14 protein-coding genes are annotated in these 17,430 nt (G+C 52.9%); 9 read left to right on the top strand and 5 right to left on the bottom strand.

Annotated elements, in window-relative coordinates; all coding sequences use genetic code 11:
- Nucleotides 1–50: 50 nt before the first annotated feature.
- Nucleotides 51–836: a thioredoxin family protein gene (locus DK507_RS12865; protein ID WP_109356757.1), complete on the bottom strand. Its 786-nt coding sequence runs from the start codon at nt 834–836 to the stop codon at nt 51–53.
- 99 nt (nt 837–935) lie between these two features.
- Here DK507_RS12865 and DK507_RS12860 point away from each other — a divergent pair, with 99 nt between their 5' ends.
- The 3 genes from DK507_RS12860 to DK507_RS12850 all read left to right on the top strand — a co-directional run bounded on the left by DK507_RS12860 (nt 936) and on the right by DK507_RS12850 (nt 4,871).
- On the top strand, nt 936–1,751 hold the full coding sequence (locus tag DK507_RS12860) for a pseudouridine synthase (protein WP_254054381.1): 816 nt from the start codon (nt 936–938) through the stop codon (nt 1,749–1,751).
- Between the two features lie 13 nt (nt 1,752–1,764).
- Nucleotides 1,765–2,301: a 16S rRNA (guanine(966)-N(2))-methyltransferase RsmD gene (gene rsmD / locus DK507_RS12855; RefSeq protein WP_109356755.1), complete on the top strand. Its 537-nt coding sequence runs from the start codon at nt 1,765–1,767 to the stop codon at nt 2,299–2,301.
- A gap of 266 nt (nt 2,302–2,567) precedes the next feature.
- On the top strand, nt 2,568–4,871 hold the full coding sequence (locus DK507_RS12850) for an ATP-dependent helicase (protein WP_109357677.1): 2,304 nt from the start codon (nt 2,568–2,570) through the stop codon (nt 4,869–4,871).
- 34 nt (nt 4,872–4,905) lie between these two features.
- Here DK507_RS12850 and DK507_RS12845 read toward each other — a convergent pair whose 3' ends face one another.
- The 3 genes from DK507_RS12845 to DK507_RS12835 all read right to left on the bottom strand — a co-directional run bounded on the left by DK507_RS12845 (nt 4,906) and on the right by DK507_RS12835 (nt 8,766).
- The gene (locus DK507_RS12845; RefSeq protein ID WP_109356754.1) at nt 4,906–5,454 is read right to left on the bottom strand and encodes a pseudouridine synthase; all 549 of its coding nucleotides are present in this window, start codon (nt 5,452–5,454) and stop codon (nt 4,906–4,908) included.
- Between the two features lie 88 nt (nt 5,455–5,542).
- A complete protein-coding gene (locus DK507_RS12840; RefSeq protein ID WP_254054380.1) occupies nt 5,543–6,334 on the bottom strand; it encodes a class I SAM-dependent methyltransferase in 792 nt (263 codons plus the stop codon).
- A gap of 26 nt (nt 6,335–6,360) precedes the next feature.
- A complete protein-coding gene (locus DK507_RS12835) occupies nt 6,361–8,766 on the bottom strand; it encodes an HAD family hydrolase (RefSeq protein WP_109356752.1) in 2,406 nt (801 codons plus the stop codon).
- Nucleotides 8,767–9,074: 308 nt separating this feature from the next.
- Between DK507_RS12835 and DK507_RS12825 the strand changes: the two genes are divergently transcribed.
- The gene (locus tag DK507_RS12825) at nt 9,075–10,232 is read left to right on the top strand and encodes a cupin domain-containing protein (RefSeq protein WP_109356750.1); all 1,158 of its coding nucleotides are present in this window, start codon (nt 9,075–9,077) and stop codon (nt 10,230–10,232) included.
- A 194-nt stretch (nt 10,233–10,426) separates the two neighbouring features.
- Nucleotides 10,427–12,043 carry an FAD-dependent oxidoreductase gene (locus DK507_RS12820; RefSeq protein ID WP_109356749.1) on the top strand — a complete coding sequence of 539 codons (1,617 nt, stop codon included), beginning with the start codon at nt 10,427–10,429 and terminating at the stop codon, nt 12,041–12,043.
- A gap of 6 nt (nt 12,044–12,049) precedes the next feature.
- Here the strand turns inward: DK507_RS12820 and DK507_RS12815 are convergent, their stop codons facing one another.
- Nucleotides 12,050–12,784, bottom strand: a complete 735-nt coding sequence (locus tag DK507_RS12815; protein WP_254054379.1) for a L,D-transpeptidase family protein — start codon at nt 12,782–12,784, stop codon at nt 12,050–12,052.
- Between the two features lie 230 nt (nt 12,785–13,014).
- Between DK507_RS12815 and DK507_RS12810 the strand changes: the two genes are divergently transcribed.
- The 4 genes from DK507_RS12810 to DK507_RS12795 all read left to right on the top strand — a co-directional run bounded on the left by DK507_RS12810 (nt 13,015) and on the right by DK507_RS12795 (nt 17,388).
- Nucleotides 13,015–14,184, top strand: coding sequence for an aspartyl/asparaginyl beta-hydroxylase domain-containing protein (locus tag DK507_RS12810; RefSeq protein WP_254054378.1), 1,170 nt, complete (start codon nt 13,015–13,017; stop codon nt 14,182–14,184).
- Nucleotides 14,185–14,523: 339 nt separating this feature from the next.
- Nucleotides 14,524–15,735: an MFS transporter gene (locus DK507_RS12805; protein WP_254054377.1), complete on the top strand. Its 1,212-nt coding sequence runs from the start codon at nt 14,524–14,526 to the stop codon at nt 15,733–15,735.
- 22 nt (nt 15,736–15,757) lie between these two features.
- Entirely contained in the window at nt 15,758–16,678 is a 921-nt protein-coding gene (cysK, locus tag DK507_RS12800; protein WP_109356747.1) for a cysteine synthase A, read from the top strand.
- A complete protein-coding gene (locus DK507_RS12795; protein ID WP_109356746.1) occupies nt 16,675–17,388 on the top strand; it encodes a dienelactone hydrolase family protein in 714 nt (237 codons plus the stop codon). The genes cysK and DK507_RS12795 overlap by 4 nt, the downstream gene beginning before the upstream one ends.
- Nucleotides 17,389–17,430 lie beyond the last annotated feature (42 nt).

Here is a 17,430-nt window from a genome sequence, read left to right as displayed (position 1 = left end):
AAACACTAGCGGCAAATGCTTCGAATGCCAGTCAGATTTTTTGAGACAGCTTAAATATCGAGCAACTTGGCGCCCACAATCGTACCTGCGCCGGGGCGCTGAACGATGATCGCATATTTATCGGCCCCGGTGACATTCAGATCCGCATTTGACAGCTTGACCTGCATCGAGGTGCCGTCCCAGCTGCCCAGGCTACGCTCACTTTTTACTACATTTGTGTAATGCAGCTTGCGTCCGCCATTTTCGCCGCGACCGACTTGTACGGTTTCAGAGGAGCTGAGCGCGATCAAAGAAACCCCAGCCATGTAGCGAGATTGCCCTCTGATGGTAACGGTCACATCACCATTGTCATCGCGATTGGTCACGATCACAGGACCGGCGCTGTTTTTCGCCAAACGGACCAGCGATCGTACATCGCCTTCACGGGAGCCGACGGCTCCGCCACCGCCATTGACAACCATCTGAGGTGTATAAACACCGGAACCAGCCTTACCTTTGGCGGCATAGGTTCGCTGCAGCCGGGTGTTTTCTTCCCGCGCCAGCGTATCTTTCCAACCAAGGCGATCCCAATAGGTTACAGGCCGCGAAATCACCAGCAGGGAGTCATCTTTTGCTAGTCGGGATGCTAACATGTCCGCAGGAGGACAGGATGAACATCCCTGACTGGTGAAGAGTTCGACGACGACCGGGGTAGGGGGAACCGTTTCGTCGTCAAAAGTTTTCGCGGGTGTAGTTGCCTGCGCAGATGCCTCACTTGACGACTGGGCGATTTGGGCACCCATAAAGCCCGCAAAAGCAGCAGCTGCAATCATTGCTGGCAATATTACTTTACGCATCGAGAGACCTTCCTAACAAGTAACTATTCTGTCATTCGCGCCCACCATCCTGCAGGTTACAGATTGCGACAAAGTTTTTTTTCCGCCATGCGCAAAATCATGACCGATAAAGAATCAGGTAAAATCTATAAGGCCAAACCAACGCGCGGCGAAAAGCAGCAGCCAGCAAAGGCCAAGCCTGTCGAAGCACCCGTGCGTGAGGGACAGCGCATAGCCAAATTGCTGGCTCGTGCCGGTGTTGCATCGCGCAGGGAAATCGAACGGATGATTGGTGACGAACGGATTGCCCTCAACGGCGTGACTGTCGAGCACCCTTCCCTGCTGCTCAAAAACCTGACCGGGATTACCGTCGACGGCAATCCCGTGGCGGAACCTGCGCCTGCCAAGCTGTTCCGTTTTCATAAACCCAATGGATATATCACCGCCGAACGCGATGCCTCGGGCAAGAAAACCATTTATGATGTGCTGCCCAAGGATATGGAACGGATCATGCCAATCGGCCGACTCGACCTCAACACCGAAGGCTTGCTGCTGATGACTACAGATGGCGAGTTCAAGCGTGAGATGGAGCTCCCCAAAACCGGCGTTGAACGAACCTATCGCGCACGGACATTTGGCGACATCACGCAAAATCAGCTTGAGGAATTATATCGCGGCATCACCATTGAAGGCATGCATTATGGCCCGATCGAAGCCAATCTGGAGCGCCGCACCGGTCGTAATCAATGGATTGAAATGACACTGACCGAGGGAAAAAACCGCGAAGTCCGGCGGGTGCTTGAACATCTCGGTCTCAAAGTATCGCGTCTGATCCGCACCCGCTACGGCCCATTCATTCTTGGCAATCTGGCCAAAGGCGAAATTGAGGCCGTGCGTCGCCATGATCTGGTCAAGTTTCGACGGACTTTAAAATGAGGATTGGGAAGTAATGCGAATTATCGCAGGCGAGTGGCGCGGGCGCAAACTTGTAGCACCCAAGGGTGATACCACCCGTCCCACCGCCGACCGCACGCGCGAGCGGCTATTTTCCATGCTTACCAGTCGCTTGGGCGATTTTGCCGACCTGCAAGTGCTGGATCTGTTTTCCGGGTCTGGTGCGCTTGGGCTAGAGGCTTTGTCACGCGGTGCAGCCTATTGCACATTTGTCGAGCAAGACCGTGAAACTCTGAAAGCGTTAGAGAAGAACATCGAGACGCTTGGTGCAAAGGCCGACGTTCGCATAGGCTCCGTCCTTGCGCTTGGTCCGGCGCGAAAGCCTTATGATCTTGTCCTGATGGACCCGCCTTATGAAACGGGGGCCGGTGCAGTGGCACTCGACAAGCTTAGTCGCCATGGATGGTTCGCCCCATCAAGCTGGATTGCTATTGAAACGTCTCGCAAGGAAGAGGTCGACGTCAAAGGTTTCACGTTGGAAAGTCAACGCGATAGCGGCAAGGCTAGGCTCCATATTTTGCGACCCACCTAGTTGCCTTGCCGCCTCAAGAGGTAAGCTATTCGCTGCCTCAAAAGCAGATGCAGTTTCCTGCTCTTGATTTTGTGCGTGGGTATAAAAGGTCGTCGTCGCCATCAAAGCGGTCGCGAGGATCGCACTAAACATCAGTCTTTTACTCATTATCGATTCCAATTCTTGGGAGGATTTTCTGTTGATCGCTATTTGGTGCGCCGCAACATGAATTACAACCTGCACCTTGGGTCATGTCAAAAGTGATATTGGCCTTGCCGCCGCTTACGATGTTCCCTAACTGTTCACCTGTGACCGATGCTTCGAATATACCCGCCGAGAGCGATCCACCCTATGTCAGGGGCTTGAATGCGCCGCAGCGCGATGCTGTACTGACAACCGAGGGACCGGTTCTGGTACTGGCTGGTGCGGGCACAGGAAAGACTGCTGCTCTCACGCGGCGGCTGGCGCATCTGGTTTATTCTCGCAAGGCCTGGCCGTCCGAAATTCTGGCGGTGACCTTTACCAATAAAGCGGCACGGGAAATGAAGGAGCGGATTGGCACCATCGTCGGCGATGCCGTCGAAGGCATGCCGTGGCTGGGAACCTTCCACAGCATCGGCGCCAAAATGCTGCGCCGCCATGCCGAACTGGTCGGACTGCAGAGCAATTTTACGATTCTCGACACAGATGATCAGTTGCGCCTGCTCAAACAGTTGATTCAAGCCGAAGAACTGGACGAGAAACGCTGGCCTGCACGCGCACTTGCCGGACTGATCGATCAATGGAAAAATCGCGGACTAAACCCCGCTGATCTCGATGCCAATGAAAATGAACGCTATGCCAATGGCCGCGGTCAGGAATTTTATGCCGCCTATCAGGCGCGGCTAAAAGCTCTCAATGCCTGCGATTTTGGTGACTTGTTGCTCCATATTCTCAACCTACTTAAAACCGATCGGGAAATATTGAAGCTCTACCAAGAACGCTTCAAATATATTCTGGTCGATGAGTATCAGGACACGAATAGCAGTCAATATCTCTGGCTTAGGCTGCTCGCGCAGGAACGCAAGAATATCTGCTGTGTTGGCGATGATGATCAAAGCATATATTCATGGCGCGGCGCGGAAGTGGCCAATATCCTGCGCTTCGAAAAGGATTTCCCCGACGCCAAGGTCGTCAAGCTGGAGCAAAATTATCGCTCTACGCCGCACATATTGGCTGCTGCCTCTGCGCTGATCGCTAACAATAGCGGACGCCTTGGTAAGACCCTGTGGACCGAGGAAGAGGACGGTGACAAGGTGCAGGTCACCGGCGTTTGGGATGGTCCTGAAGAAGCAAGGCGCACCGGTGAGGAAATGGAAAGCCTACAGAACAAGGGCGTTTCCCTCAACGACATGGCGATTCTGGTCCGTGCACAATTCCAGACACGGGAATTTGAGGACCGGTTTATCTCCATCGGTATGCCGTACAAGATCATCGGTGGTTTTCGCTTTTACGAACGCGCCGAAATTCGCGATGCCCTCGCCTATCTGCGTGTAATAGCCCAGCCGGCAGATGATCTGGCCTTTGAACGGATCGTCAATGTGCCCAAACGCGGGCTTGGGGATAAAACTGTGGAAAAAGTCCATCGGTTAGCCCGAGCGCAAGGGATTCCGCTGGCAGCAGCAGCTCTCAGCATTTGCGATACGGACGAATTGCCAGCGCGGGCGAGAACCACGCTTCAGGAATTAATGCGCAGTTTCGCCAGATGGCGCACCAATGCCGATGAAGTGCCGCATGCAGAATTGGCACGGATTGTTCTGGATGAGTGTGGCTATACCACCATGCTGCAAGCTGATCGCACACCGGAAGCAGCCGGGCGGTTGGAAAACCTCACCGAGCTGACTCGCGCGATGGAAGAATATGAAACTCTCGGCGATTTTCTGGAACATGTCAGCCTGGTCATGGACAATGATGCAACCGATCATGAAGCCAAGGTCACGATCATGACCATGCACGGCGCCAAGGGCCTGGAATATGACCATGTCTTTTGTGCCGGCTGGGAAGAAGGCGTGTTTCCGTCCCAGCGCAGCCTGGACGAAGGCGGGATTGCCAGCCTCGAAGAAGAACGTCGTCTCGCCTATGTCGCGATCACGCGAGCGAAGAAAAAATGCACCATTTTCCATGCAGCTAACCGGCGGATCTATGGGCAGTGGACCAGCTCCATCCCTTCCCGCTTCATCGGTGAACTGCCACCGGAACATGTCGAAGAAGAAACCAGTATGATGGGCGGCGAAAGCCTGTGGCGCGCCAACTGGTCGGAACGTGCCGATCCCTTCGCCGATGCCGCGCGCGGATCAACACGAGGACCCGGTTGGAAACGGGCACGCAATACCGGCAGCTTTGACAGCAAGCCGCAAAATATCAAGGAAGCCAGGCGAAGCGCGGTCTCTCTGGGCAATAAGGGCCGCGATGATGTTACCGTTGGCATGCGCGTTTTCCACTCCAAATTCGGCTATGGCGAAGTGATGGAAAAAGAAGGCAACAAGCTGGAAATCGAATTTGAAAAGAGTGGTCAAAAACGTGTGCTTGATAGCTTTGTAGAAGTCGCCTGAAGGCCGTCCGTGCAAGCGCTGATCGCCCGGCGGACTAGACTGGCGCTTTTCGCCATTCACCGGATGACAAATCATCCAGAATCCACTCCCCGATACGCCAGCGCACCAACCGCAACGTCGGAAGTCCCACAGCGGCCGTCATTCGGCGCACCTGCCGGTTTCGCCCTTCGCGGATCGTGAGTTGAAGCCAGCAATCGGGGACGGTTTTGCGATAACGGACCGGCGGATCGCGCGGCCAGAGGTCCGGCGGATCAATGCGCTGTACGTCAGCAGGCCGCGTCAAACCATCTTTCAAGCGCACACCTTGTCGCAACTGATCAAGGCTTCCTACATCAGCTTCCCCCTCAATCTGCACCAGATAGGTTTTCGGCATCTTATATTTGGGATCGGCAATCCGCGATTGCAGCTTCCCGTCATCCGTAAGCAACAACAACCCCTCACTATCCCGGTCCAGCCGCCCGGCGGGATAAACGCCAGGTACATCTATATAAGTAGATAGGGTCGGCCGGGTCGTTTGCGTGCCGCGGTCAGTGAATTGCGACAGCACTCCAAAAGGTTTGTTGAACAGGATCAGTTGCGACATGGCACGTCTTTGGCACTGAGCGCGCCCATCGGCAAATGAATAGATGTTTGTCCGTGACTCTTTATATCAACACGAACATCACGGCTTACTAGCCAATGGCACCATCCTGCCAATCCAATACAGTCAGATAATTGGCCAGCCGGTTTTGTTCCAGTTTCGCGATGAGGGGATTGTCGTGAAACGGGACGAGCAAATCACTCAACTGACCGGCCCAGGGTGCATCAACGTCAAATAATATGCCCAAACCAAAGACTGCCGGAATTTCGGCATAGGCCATGGCACGTCCATTGGCTTCCGCTTCGTTGATAAAGTCAACAACAGCGCATTTCACGCCATTGCGCTCTCCGCCTTCGTGCAGGGCCCAGCCAAAATGACCCATTCCCCGCATGCCTTGTTCGCGGAGCAATCCCGACTGTCCGGGTTTCGCGCCGCTATCCATGCAGTAGTTGTGGCGATATTCGTCCGGAATGGCATCCGGGGCATAATACATGTCGCGATGGGCGGCGGGCCAGCAGACATCGTGCATAATTGCAAAGAAGGGTTTCTTGTCCCGCGTGCTTGCCTCCTCAATGGCTTTCAGTTCGTGATAGACCGTAAACCAGTTATGGTCTCCATCCACCAGCCAGAGATCGATATTCTTGAGTTTAGCAAAAGCGTCCAGACTTGGTTTTGCAATATGAGTCACCTTTTTATGAGCAGCAACCCAATCCAGAAATTCCCGCTTTGGCGCCGGGTCTATGCTGTAAAGATGACCATCATTCGCCTCGACATAATCAGCCAATATGCTTGTCATTCCGCCATATTCCGCTCCGATTTCGGCAATTTCCGAAACGTTGGCGATGTTCATCGCATTGACAATGATGTCGGAAAATTCGGACATTGAATGAATCAGAAGATCAGGCATGTTCAGGCGACCTTTCGCGCAGCAATTTGGGGGGAACTACTCAATATCGTTGGCCGGAAAACCAGATTCAGCATGAGTGCTTCACCAGTGGTGATAGTTGGGGCTGGGACGAACATGAATGCATCCTTCCTGCCGCAACGGTGGAGGCCGGGTGCATTTTCCGTCATTCCTTCATAGACCGGGTGAGCCGCAATCGCGTCATCATCGATTTTCTTGGCCATGAAATTTTCGATTTCTTGGAAATTCACTTCTTCCACCTGCAACCATTCACAGACTTGTCCTAGCATGATCGCAATATTGAACCGGCCATTGCCGGCCGGAATCAGGGCTTGATAGTAGCCATCACCCGTCGGGTAGGCATCAATTTCTACCTGAATATGCTCTTGGTCGTCGGCGAGCATAACCGGGATTTTCATGCCCCCGCTCTGGAAATCGTTTTGCCGCAAATCAAGCCCGAAACGATTGCCGGTAAACAGGGGTAGCAAAGCTTCCATCCCTCTCTGCTTTAACTCTCCAGGCAAATAAATCCGGGAGATGTTTTTGGTATAGAATAATCCGCGCCGTCTTATTCCCTGTTCCGCCGATTCCGGATCGATAAATTTGAGCATGTCTTTCGTGCCCAGGTTTACGTCATGATTGAAATTTTCAAAGATCCCGATCTCCCGTTCAACAGGCAAGAACAAGAGTCGTGAAAGACAAGCAGTCGCCATTTGACGGGCGCAATCGCTGTCCCATGAGCGCGGCGTTGTTGCCCAACCATGGCCGATTTTCTCAATATAGCTTAAACAAGCCGCTTGCGCCTGATCGCGCTCTTCACTCTGCTTGCCCTTGATATCGGCCGTGTCGCGCTTTGGCTCTCCTGCCTCACTATATCCAAGAACGGAACCATTGGATTGCGTGCTGAGCTGCTCCAGAACTGCAATAGACTCGCATAGAGCGTTGAGTGCACTATTGTCATAGTGACGGATATCAATGAGACCTTTTTTGTCGAGATCAGTGATCATCAACTCACGAAGGAGCAGATAACGACCCGATATATCAAGGCCCATTTCAGAATTGAGCACCGGTTCAATCACATTCTGGACCGACCCGTTATATCCCAGATCAACAAAAACAACGGAATCTCCGTTTTCCACGCCATTATTTTTAAGATGCGCGACCAGTCCGGCCCTGAACTTTCTGGAACGGGCAACGATCTTTTTGACGTTTTTCTGCTTTAGAACTTCACGGATAAAGGCCTCGGGTGTTCTAATACCAGCCAGCTTCGGTATTTCATCTTTGCCGAAAAGCAGCTGCCGACAATAAGCTGCTTGCCGCTGGTTTGAATAGGCATCTTTCTTGTTGCTCGTTGCTTCCGCCATTAAAAAGGATTTGATCGCATCCTTGTTCGAGAAACTTGCTGCATTGGCGGTGAAGCGACTAAGTTCGACCATCGCAACCTGGTCAGCATATTCCGGATAGATTTTCGTGAAAGCCTGTGCCGGCAGATAGCCATCTCTCAACAGGAAAAGGAGCTTGGGTTTCTTCCCGGTTTTAGCTTCAATTTCGTCGGCTTCTTCTGCGATCCAGCGAGAAAAACCCTGAGATATCGGGCCCAATACATCATGACCAAATTGAAAGGTTGGGTCATCTTCTTGTCGCAAGGAAATCTGTGCGCGATGCGGCTGTAAAGCCGGAGAGACCTTACGGATATCTTTATCCATTATGGTCGCAGCCACTGCTTCCAGCCGCAGGCGTTCGAAAGCTTCATCATCAAACTGCTCAAAGTGGACACCATGAATTCCCAGCTTTCCAGGTGCCTTGAAATCAGCTTCGAGATTATCACCCAAATGAAGAACTTTGCCCGGCGATATTCCAAGGTCTACCAACACAGGTTTGAAAAGGCCGCCTGCCTTGCCCATACCATACTCGCAGGAACAGAAAATCCGGTCGATTTTATCAGCGATTTCTGAACCGGCTGCGTCTGTTATCAGCCGGCGAAGCAGCGGTTCCGGTAAATATGTATCCGAGACAATGATGACTTTCAGGCCGCGACTCTTGGCACGCTCTATCAAAGCGCTGACTGGCTGAAAGGCAAAGCAATGCCGGGCTTCCGCCAACAGCTCTGCTTCGATACATTGCGAGATACGCGCGTCATCGGCATCGAGAAACATCTTCTGATAAATTTCGTCGATCGTGACGTCATTTTTGTTCTTATTGAGAATGAGCGCCTTGCGCGCACGCTTCTCCGCCAGAACACGCAATTCCATGTTACAATCCGGGATATCCAGGTCATGAAAAACGTCCGTCGGCCGGTTCACGTCTCGCCAGATCAGCGTATCAAAACAGTCCAGTGACAATATTTCTATGTCTTCATCGAGATCGTCCAGAAGTGTTTCGATTTCCCAGGCAGCAACGGTTTTCTTCATAGGTTTCGGTCCTCTTTTGCGGATCTGACCATCACGGCAATCCTGCGCCGCCGCGATGCAAACACCGGCGGAAGCGCTATATTTCGATATCTTGAGCCGAACAGAGCAAAGCCTGTGCCAGTTTTGGCTGCAGGTATCGGAATGGGCCATTTGCCAGCTTTCGCCCGGTTCAAAGGTCGACAAGGCATCTGTTTCGGCAAAAAATTGCCACCCACCGGAAAATATTTGCCGCTTTCATGTGACGGGCGCGGTCGGCATCGACCTCTAATTGTTGGTGATTATTCTCCCCGCTTTTGTATAGGGCAGATATGCAATTGACCGATTTCAATCCCGACACTTTTCTGCAGGACTATTGGCAAAAGAAACCTTTGCTGATCAAAAATCCATGGCGGTCCTGGGAAGACCCGCTGGAGCCTGATGATCTGGCCGGATTGGCATGCGAAGAAGGTGTCGAATCGCGCTTGATCACACAGACAGATGCAGCGGGTGGTTGGGCACTTGAACAAGGCCCGTTCCCTGAAACTCGGTTCGGAGAACTTGGTGAAGAACAGTGGACGCTGCTGGTTCAGGCCGTCGATCACTATGTACCGGAAGTAGCCGCGCTGATCGAACCGTTTCGCTTCATCCCCAACTGGCGCATCGATGACGTAATGGTCAGCTACGCAACCGAAGGCGGTGGCGTTGGCCCGCATTTTGATCAATATGATGTTTTTCTGATCCAGGGCTTGGGCCAACGCAGGTGGCAAGTAGGCGTTTCCTGTGACGAGGACACCAATTTAATGCCGCATGATGATTTGCGGCTCCTCGCAAATTTCGACGCAACTGATGAATGGATTTGCGAGCCCGGCGACATAGTTTATATCCCACCCGGTGTGGCGCATAATGGCGTTGCCGTTGACCAGCACTGCATGACCTATTCGATCGGCTTTCGCGCGCCGTCGCGCAGCGAACTTATCGGCTATTGGATCGATGACCTGCTAGCGGATATGAAGGACGATGACCGTTACGGCGACCCCGTCATGAAGCCACAGGAAAATCCCGGCGAGATACAACCGGAAGCAATCCAACGTCTCCACAATATGATCATGGAAAAAATCGGTGACCGAGAAGCATTCGCACGCTGGTTTGGCCAATATAGCAGCACACCAAAATATCCCGATGTCGACTGGCGCACCGAAGAGGCCATTGGCGTGCTGCAGATCAGGAAAAACCTCGCCAGTGGTTTGCCCCTCTACCGCAATCCCGCCAGCCGCTTTTCCTATATCCGGCAATCGGCCGGCTCGGTTCTGCTCTTTGTCGATGGTGCATGCTACACCTGTGCCGATCAAACCAGCGCTTTCGCGGAACAATTATGTGTGCAGGATCGTGTAGAACTGGATGAGAAATTTGTCGGATCGGATGACGTCATAACCCTGATTTCGGAACTATACGACCGAGGCAGCCTGATCTTTGATAATAACCGTTAAGAAGCCCATTTTTTGAAAGGCGTTTTCCTGTTCAAACAGTGATTTAGGTCACAGCAGAGTAGCAGATGAAAGCTTAACATTATCGGCCAATACATATTTTTTTTTGCCGAGCTCACGGAAAGCGCTATAAATGGCCGTGGTAGGGTCATCTTCCGTGTTGCGGAGCACGGAAACTGTTTGTTTGAGGCAGCCTAGTGATTATTGACCTGAGGAAGTCCGATCCCTCGACGCGGTTCGAAACGGATGTTTGTATTGTTGGAGCAGGCGCAGCGGGCATCACGCTGGCGCGCCGACTGGATAAGTTGGGCAAGAAAGTTTTGCTGCTGGAAAGCGGCGGCATTGATTTTGAACCTGATGTTCAGGCGTTGGCTGAGGGACCATCAACCGGCCATGACTATTATCCTTTGGTGGATTCACGGCTGCGGTTTTTTGGCGGAACCACTGCCATATGGGGTGGGCGCTGTGCGGAGTTTAACCCGATTGATCTCGAACGCCGGGACTGGATACCCCATAGCGGTTGGCCGATCTCGTTTGATGACCTCAAACCTTATTATGATAGCGCGCGGGCACTACTTGATTTGCCGGCGAATCAATCGCCTGAGGATCTTTGGGAGCAGTTCGGACAACAGCCCCCTGCTTTCGAAAAAGAGGGCCTGACAACGGATTTCTGGCAATTTACACCGCAAACTGAACGCTTTACATTGCGCAAATGTCAAGATCTGGTGGACAGTCAAAATGTGCACATCCTGTTACACGCGACCGTCACGGCCATTGAAACGGGCAACGACGGTCAACAGGTCAACGGACTGTCCGTTACTGACATTTCCGGGAAAACCGCCGCCGTCTGCGCACAGCAATATGTGCTCGCGGCAGGCGGGATAGACAATGCGCGGCTGCTTCTTAACGCCGATATCGGCAATGGTTATGATCAGGTCGGTCGCTATTTCATGGAACATCCCCATGCGCGCGGCGGTCAAGTCAAAAAGGGGCAGTTTTGGCAGCTGCTGAAACTACTCAACGGACGGATGCGCGACTCCGGCGGAGATGTTCATGCAGCGCTGATACGTCCCTCCGACGCCATGCAGCGGCGCGAAGGAATACTTAACAGCGCCTTCTCACTTGCCGTCAGACAGCAGGCAAAGGCGGACATGATCGCGACGATGAAAGCTTATCATGGCCTGAAACATTCCCTCTCCCCTACCCAGTCGAACCGGACGCTGTGGCTCAATATCAAAAGAGCCGCCATGCGCGCCCATGAAGTTGTGGATCCGCTTCGTCCGTGGATGCTTTTGGGTTTTGGCTGGCGTCTCAGCGCCGTGGTCCGGGCGGAGCAGGCCCCTAATCCCGCAAGTCGGGTAAAACTGGCCACGGAGCGCGACGCGCTGGGCATGCCGCTGGCAGAACTTGACTGGCGTTTTAGCGATATCGACAAGCATAGTATCAAAGTCATGATGCAGGAATTTGCCAAAGAGCTCGAACGGCTTGGTATCGGAAAATTTGATCCGGCCCCTTGGCTGGAAGATACCGAAACACTTTGGACCACCGACCGGCTTATCTCTACTCATGCCCATGGCGGTTATCATCATATGGGAACGACCCGGATGTCAGGATCACCGCGCACCGGTGTTGTCGATGCGGATTGCCGTGTGCATGGTTTGCATAACCTTTATGTCGCTGGCAGCTCGGTTTTTGCAACGTCAGGATGGGCCAATCCGACACTGGGTATCATGGCGCTTAGCCTCAGATTGGCAGACCACTTGATTCATCGAGAGGCAAAGGCAAGCTCAAGCATTTCGATGGCAAACGTGTGAACCGGATCAACCCGCAACAATTGGCTCGCCAAGATCCAGCATCTTGCCATTGGTGACGATCACCCGGTCACCGAGCTTGACCTGCTCAAACAGCAACCGAGCAAATTCATGGGGCACGCCAATGCAGCCGCGTGTCCCATATCCCCATTTCACCTCAGCGGCATGAATGGCGATACCGTCATTGGTTAGGCGCAGCATATAGGGCATCGGGACATGATAGATGTTGGAGACATGATCCTTGCTTTTTTGGGTAATCGGAAAAACACCGGTTGGCGTCGGTTTCAGAGCATCGCCGAATTTTATTACGGTCGCCCCAATTTCATAGCCGTCCCTGAAAACAGAGAGCGATTCGGCCTTTAGATCGACGGTGATCACAATCTCACCGTCTGGCACACCTTCATCGTCCCATTTGTAATACCCATGCACAAATGGCTCATCAATCTGCAGGATACGCTTGACGACAAAAGGCGATGCCGGTTTCGACTGTATCGCAGAAACCGTATCCACAGCATTTGCCACCGGTGGAATATCTATTGCAACATCCGTAGGCGGAACAGTTGCGGCTATAGAGGTATCAAGCGGTTTCTCGGGCGACTTGCTGGACAGTTCGCTTGTAGACTGAGTAGCCGGAGTCTCAACGATAATAGCCCGGGTAGCTCCCAGAGTCAGGAGTGCAGCAAGTCCAATTCCTGCCAAAAACAGTATCGTCTTGCTGATCCGCATTGCGATATCATGAGTCATGTCCAAAGCCCCTCAAACGTTAAGAAGCTGTTTACCAAAACCAAAAACACGCAACCATCACGGAATTCGGCCTGTACCGCTGGGAGACGGAGAAATGACAAAGATTAAAAAGCATCGTTAAAGCAGCGCCGACGGGATAGCGACCTAACCAAAGCGCATGCTGAATTCGCCTGTGGGAAACACCTGACAGAAGCAGTTGCACAAGACTTTTGATCCGATATAGCAAAACCATGACCTTATCAGCAGCAGATGCCCAGACGCTTTTACAGGATAGCGTGACCGCCTTGCGAGCCGGAAACGCTGCAAAAGCGCGCTCGCTATTGGAAGAATTGCAGCAGGCTGGCGATGCAATAAATCCGCAGTGGTTGTTGATGGCCCATGCATGCCGCATGATGGACGATGACGAGGCGGAAGAAGCGGCTCTCCAAAAATTACTCGCGATAGACAAACGCCATCTGGCGGCTTTGCTTTTGATGGGCGAACTAAAAGCCCGTCAAAATGATGACCGTGCGGCTAATGGTTTTTATAAAGCCGCTCTGAATATGGTCAGCGTTGGTGCCAAAGTAACCGATGACCTCCGACCCAAACTAAAACAGGCTGAAGATTTTCTCGCTGGCGCACATGGCCGCTTTGAGGATTTTCTCCTGCGAAAACTCGGTGAAGCTGGTCTTCAGGGTGATGATACGCCAAAGCCGGTGAGTAATGCCATTGACATGTTGATGGGCAGACGGGAGATTTTTCACCAGAAACCATCAATGTTCCATTATCCCGGAATGCCGCAGCGCGAATTCTATGAACGACGTGAGTTTCCTTGGCTGGAACATCTGGAAGCGGCCATTCCCGATATGAAAGACGAACTGGCTGCTGTACTCGCAAAGACACAAAAATTCTCGCCCTATGTCGAGTCGATTGCCAATCGCCCTCGCCCCAACAATCCTTTGCTGGATGATTCAAATTGGGGAGCTTTTTATTTCTGGAAAAGCGGTGAAGAGATTACCGAAAATACCGCGCAATGCCCAAAAACCGTATCAGCGCTGGGCGCTGCGCCTATCCCGATCATAAAAGAGCGTTCCCCAATGGCACTCTATTCAGTGCTGGAAGCAGACACCCATATCGCGCCACATTATGGTCTGCTCAATACGCGTTTAATCTGTCACATACCGCTGATTCTTCCCGCGGATTGTGCACTGCGTGTGGGCGGAGAAACACGGCCATGGAAAGACGGTGAGGCACTTATCTTCGATGATTCTTTCGAGCATGAAGCCTGGAATCATAGCAAAGAGCGGCGTGTAATATTGCTGTTCGAAGTCTGGCGGCCGGAAACTTCCGAAGCCGAACGGTCCGCGCTAACCACCATATTCGAAGCGATCAATGAATATCAAAAACCAGTGAATATCTGATCCACTTCGAACAGTAGCGGTAACGATCATCTGGATACAATGAGCGGTTGTTGCCGGCTGTGCTTGCTTCGCGATCCAAATAAACCTTCGGTTTGTCACTCCATGCAAACGGTTCAGCCGAATTCCACACCCGATTTGCATACAAATTGTCATCTTTGCAAAGAAACAACAGCTAATTTGTGTGATCAAATAAAAATTTGCTGTTCTCGCATGCTTACGCTGCGTAAAGTCATCCAAAGCAATTGATCTTCAAAGAAATTCAGTACCATCGCCCAAACCGCACCCCATCCCTTTGCAATAACCAATTACCGCTATTTGTGGTTCTCACGACTGGCATCCATGTTCGCGCTCTATGCGATGATGCTGATCCTCGGCTGGCAAGCCTATAATCTGGCCCGAGAAGATATGGGCATAGGCGCATCGGCTGGCATATTGGGCCTGCTCGGTTTGCTACAATTTGTGCCTCTGTTCATTCTTACTCCTGTAGTCGGATGGGTCGCTGACCATATGGATCGGCGCTGGATTGCACGAATTGTGCTGGGCGCTCAGGCCGCCATTGCGTTTGTCCTCGGATTGCTTACAGTTTCCGAACAGATTACTCTCTGGTCGATTTATATCATCGCCGTTTTGCTGGGAGTATGCAGAGCTTTCCTTGGACCAGCGGTCACGTCGCTTGCGCCTAACCTGGTACCAAAGGAGTCTTTGCCCCGCGCTATCGCCCTTTCGACCATCGCATGGCAGGTTGGCGTTATCGCCGGTCCGGGCATGGCAGGGCCGCTCTACAAAATTGCGCCCGCCCTGCCCTATTTTGTCTGCGCTGCGCTTTATGCGCTGGCGACGCTGGCGATCTTCATGATCGGTCCGGTTACGCGTAGCGCAATCGACCGCACCAAAGGCCCGCTCCGTCAGGTGATGGACGGCATGTCCTATGTCTGGACCAACAAGCTGGTTCTGGGGGCAATTACACTCGACCTGCTGGTGATGTTTCTCGCCGGTGCGACAGCAATGATACCGGTTTTTGCCAAAGACATATTGGGGGCTGGCGAGATTGGCCTGTCACTCCTGGCGGCGTCTCCCGCAGTTGGCGCGGTTATTGTCGCCGGCATATTTTCCTTTGCTCCGCTGTCACGCAATGTCGGCAACATGATGTTGATAGCCATGGCGGTCTTTGGCATTGGAACGATCGGTTTCGGGCTCAGCACGTCCCTGCCCCTTTCGATGGCCTGCCTCGCTCTGTGCGGAGCGGCTGATATGTTCGGCGTTTATGTACGCAGTTCCCTGATACAACTGCACACGCCCGATGATCGGCGGGGCCGGGTCAATGCCGTCAGCCAGATGACAATCAGCGCATCCAATGAACTGGGTGATGCCTTGTCTGGCGGGCTCGCTGTTTTATTTGGCCCTATTGCAGCCATTGTCGCAGGCGGCGCAGGTGCTATAGTAGTGACAGGAATTTGGTCGCGCCTGTTTCCACAACTGGGTGCGGCTAAGACTTTTGATCCCCCGGAGGATTTGGAGAAAGACCAAAACCAGACGGCTAGTGCCACATGAACATGTCTAGGAGAACATACCAATGATCGCCGATAATATTCTCGAAACCATCGGAAATACGCCGCATATCAAGATGCAGCGCCTGTTTGGTGATGCCAATGTCTGGATCAAGTCAGAGCGATCCAATCCGGGCGGATCGATCAAGGACCGGATTGCGCTGGCGATGATCGAGGATGCCGAAAAGTCCGGAGCATTGAAAGCTGGCGGCACGATTATCGAACCGACATCCGGTAATACCGGGGTCGGCCTGGCCATGGTCGCCGCAGTGAAAGGGTATAAACTGGTTCTGGTAATGCCGGAATCAATGTCGCTTGAACGGCGCCGCCTGATGCTGGCTTATGGTGCCAGCTTTGATCTCAGCCCAAAAGAAAAGGGCATGAAAGGTGCTATCGAACGCGCACAGGAATTGATCGAATCCACGCCCGGAGCCTGGATGCCACAGCAATTTGAGAATCCTGCGAATTTCGAGATTCACAAACAGACCACAGCGCAGGAAATACTGGCGGATTTCAAAGATGACCCGCTAGATGCGATTATTACCGGTGTTGGCACCGGAGGTCATATTACCGGTGTAGCCGAAGTGCTGAAACAGGAATGGAGCGGATTGAAAGTCTATGCCGTCGAACCAGCCGGTTCACCCGTCATCAGCGGCGGCCAGCCCGGCCCCCACCCCATTCAGGGCATTGGTGCCGGTTTCATTCCGGGCAACCTGCATACACAGAGCATTGACGGGGCCATTCAGGTGGAACCGGCAGATGCAAAAGCCATGGCGCTTCGCGCCGCAAAAGAAGAAGGCATGCTGGTCGGCATAAGTTCCGGCGCGACAATGGCTGCCATTGCTCAGAAGCTGCCGGAACTTGGTGACGGGGCCAATATACTGGGCTTCAACTACGATACCGGTGAGCGCTATCTGTCTGTGCCAGAGTTTCTGCCCGAAGAATGAGCTCCATCGAAGTCAACACATTCACCTATCATCATGGTGATCTGGAACTCGCGGGCTATATGGCCCAGCCGAGCCGCTATCCGCGCGCCGGCATATTGATTGTTCCGACCATCGCCGGTCCGAACAAGATCATGTTCGAACGCGCACGCTGGCTTGCCTCACAAGGCTATGCCGCGATGGTCTGCGACCTTTATGGTCAGGGTGAAATCACCGACCACCGCGCGGCTTCGTCCATGGCCAATGCGCTTCGGGCGGATCCCGAAAATTATCGGGAACGATTTCGCTGCGCACTGGACGAACTCCGCACACGGTCCAAGCTTGCGAACCATCGCATCGCTGCGATCGGCTATTGTATGGGTGGAGAAATCGTCCTGGAGATGGCACGCGGCGGCGAAGACTTGGCTCTGGTGGTCAGCTTTCACGGGTTACTGGCGACGCCGCTTCCGGCAAAAAGGGGAGCGATCAAGGCACGGATACTGGTCTGCCATGGCAGAGCGGACCCTCTTGTTCCGCCAAAACAGGTAAGGGCTTTCCTGGAAGAAATGGATATCGCCGGTGCCGACTGTCACATGCACACATATACGGGAGTAGTGCATGGCTTTACCGACCCCTTAAGTGACAGCAAGCCACTCGATGCGGTTGCCTATAACAAGTCGGCAGATCAGCAAAGCAAGGCTGCAATGTTGAGTATGTTCGAAGAGCTTTTTTAAAAAAACGCCGGGCAAAGTGCGACCCAGCCCGACGTTTTAAGG

It is taken from the genome of Sphingorhabdus sp. EL138, from assembly GCF_900258045.1.
Lineage (GTDB): Bacteria > Pseudomonadota > Alphaproteobacteria > Sphingomonadales > Sphingomonadaceae > Parasphingorhabdus.
Note: the sequence above shows the minus strand (reverse complement) of the source record. Positions and strands in the feature narration are given on the sequence as shown.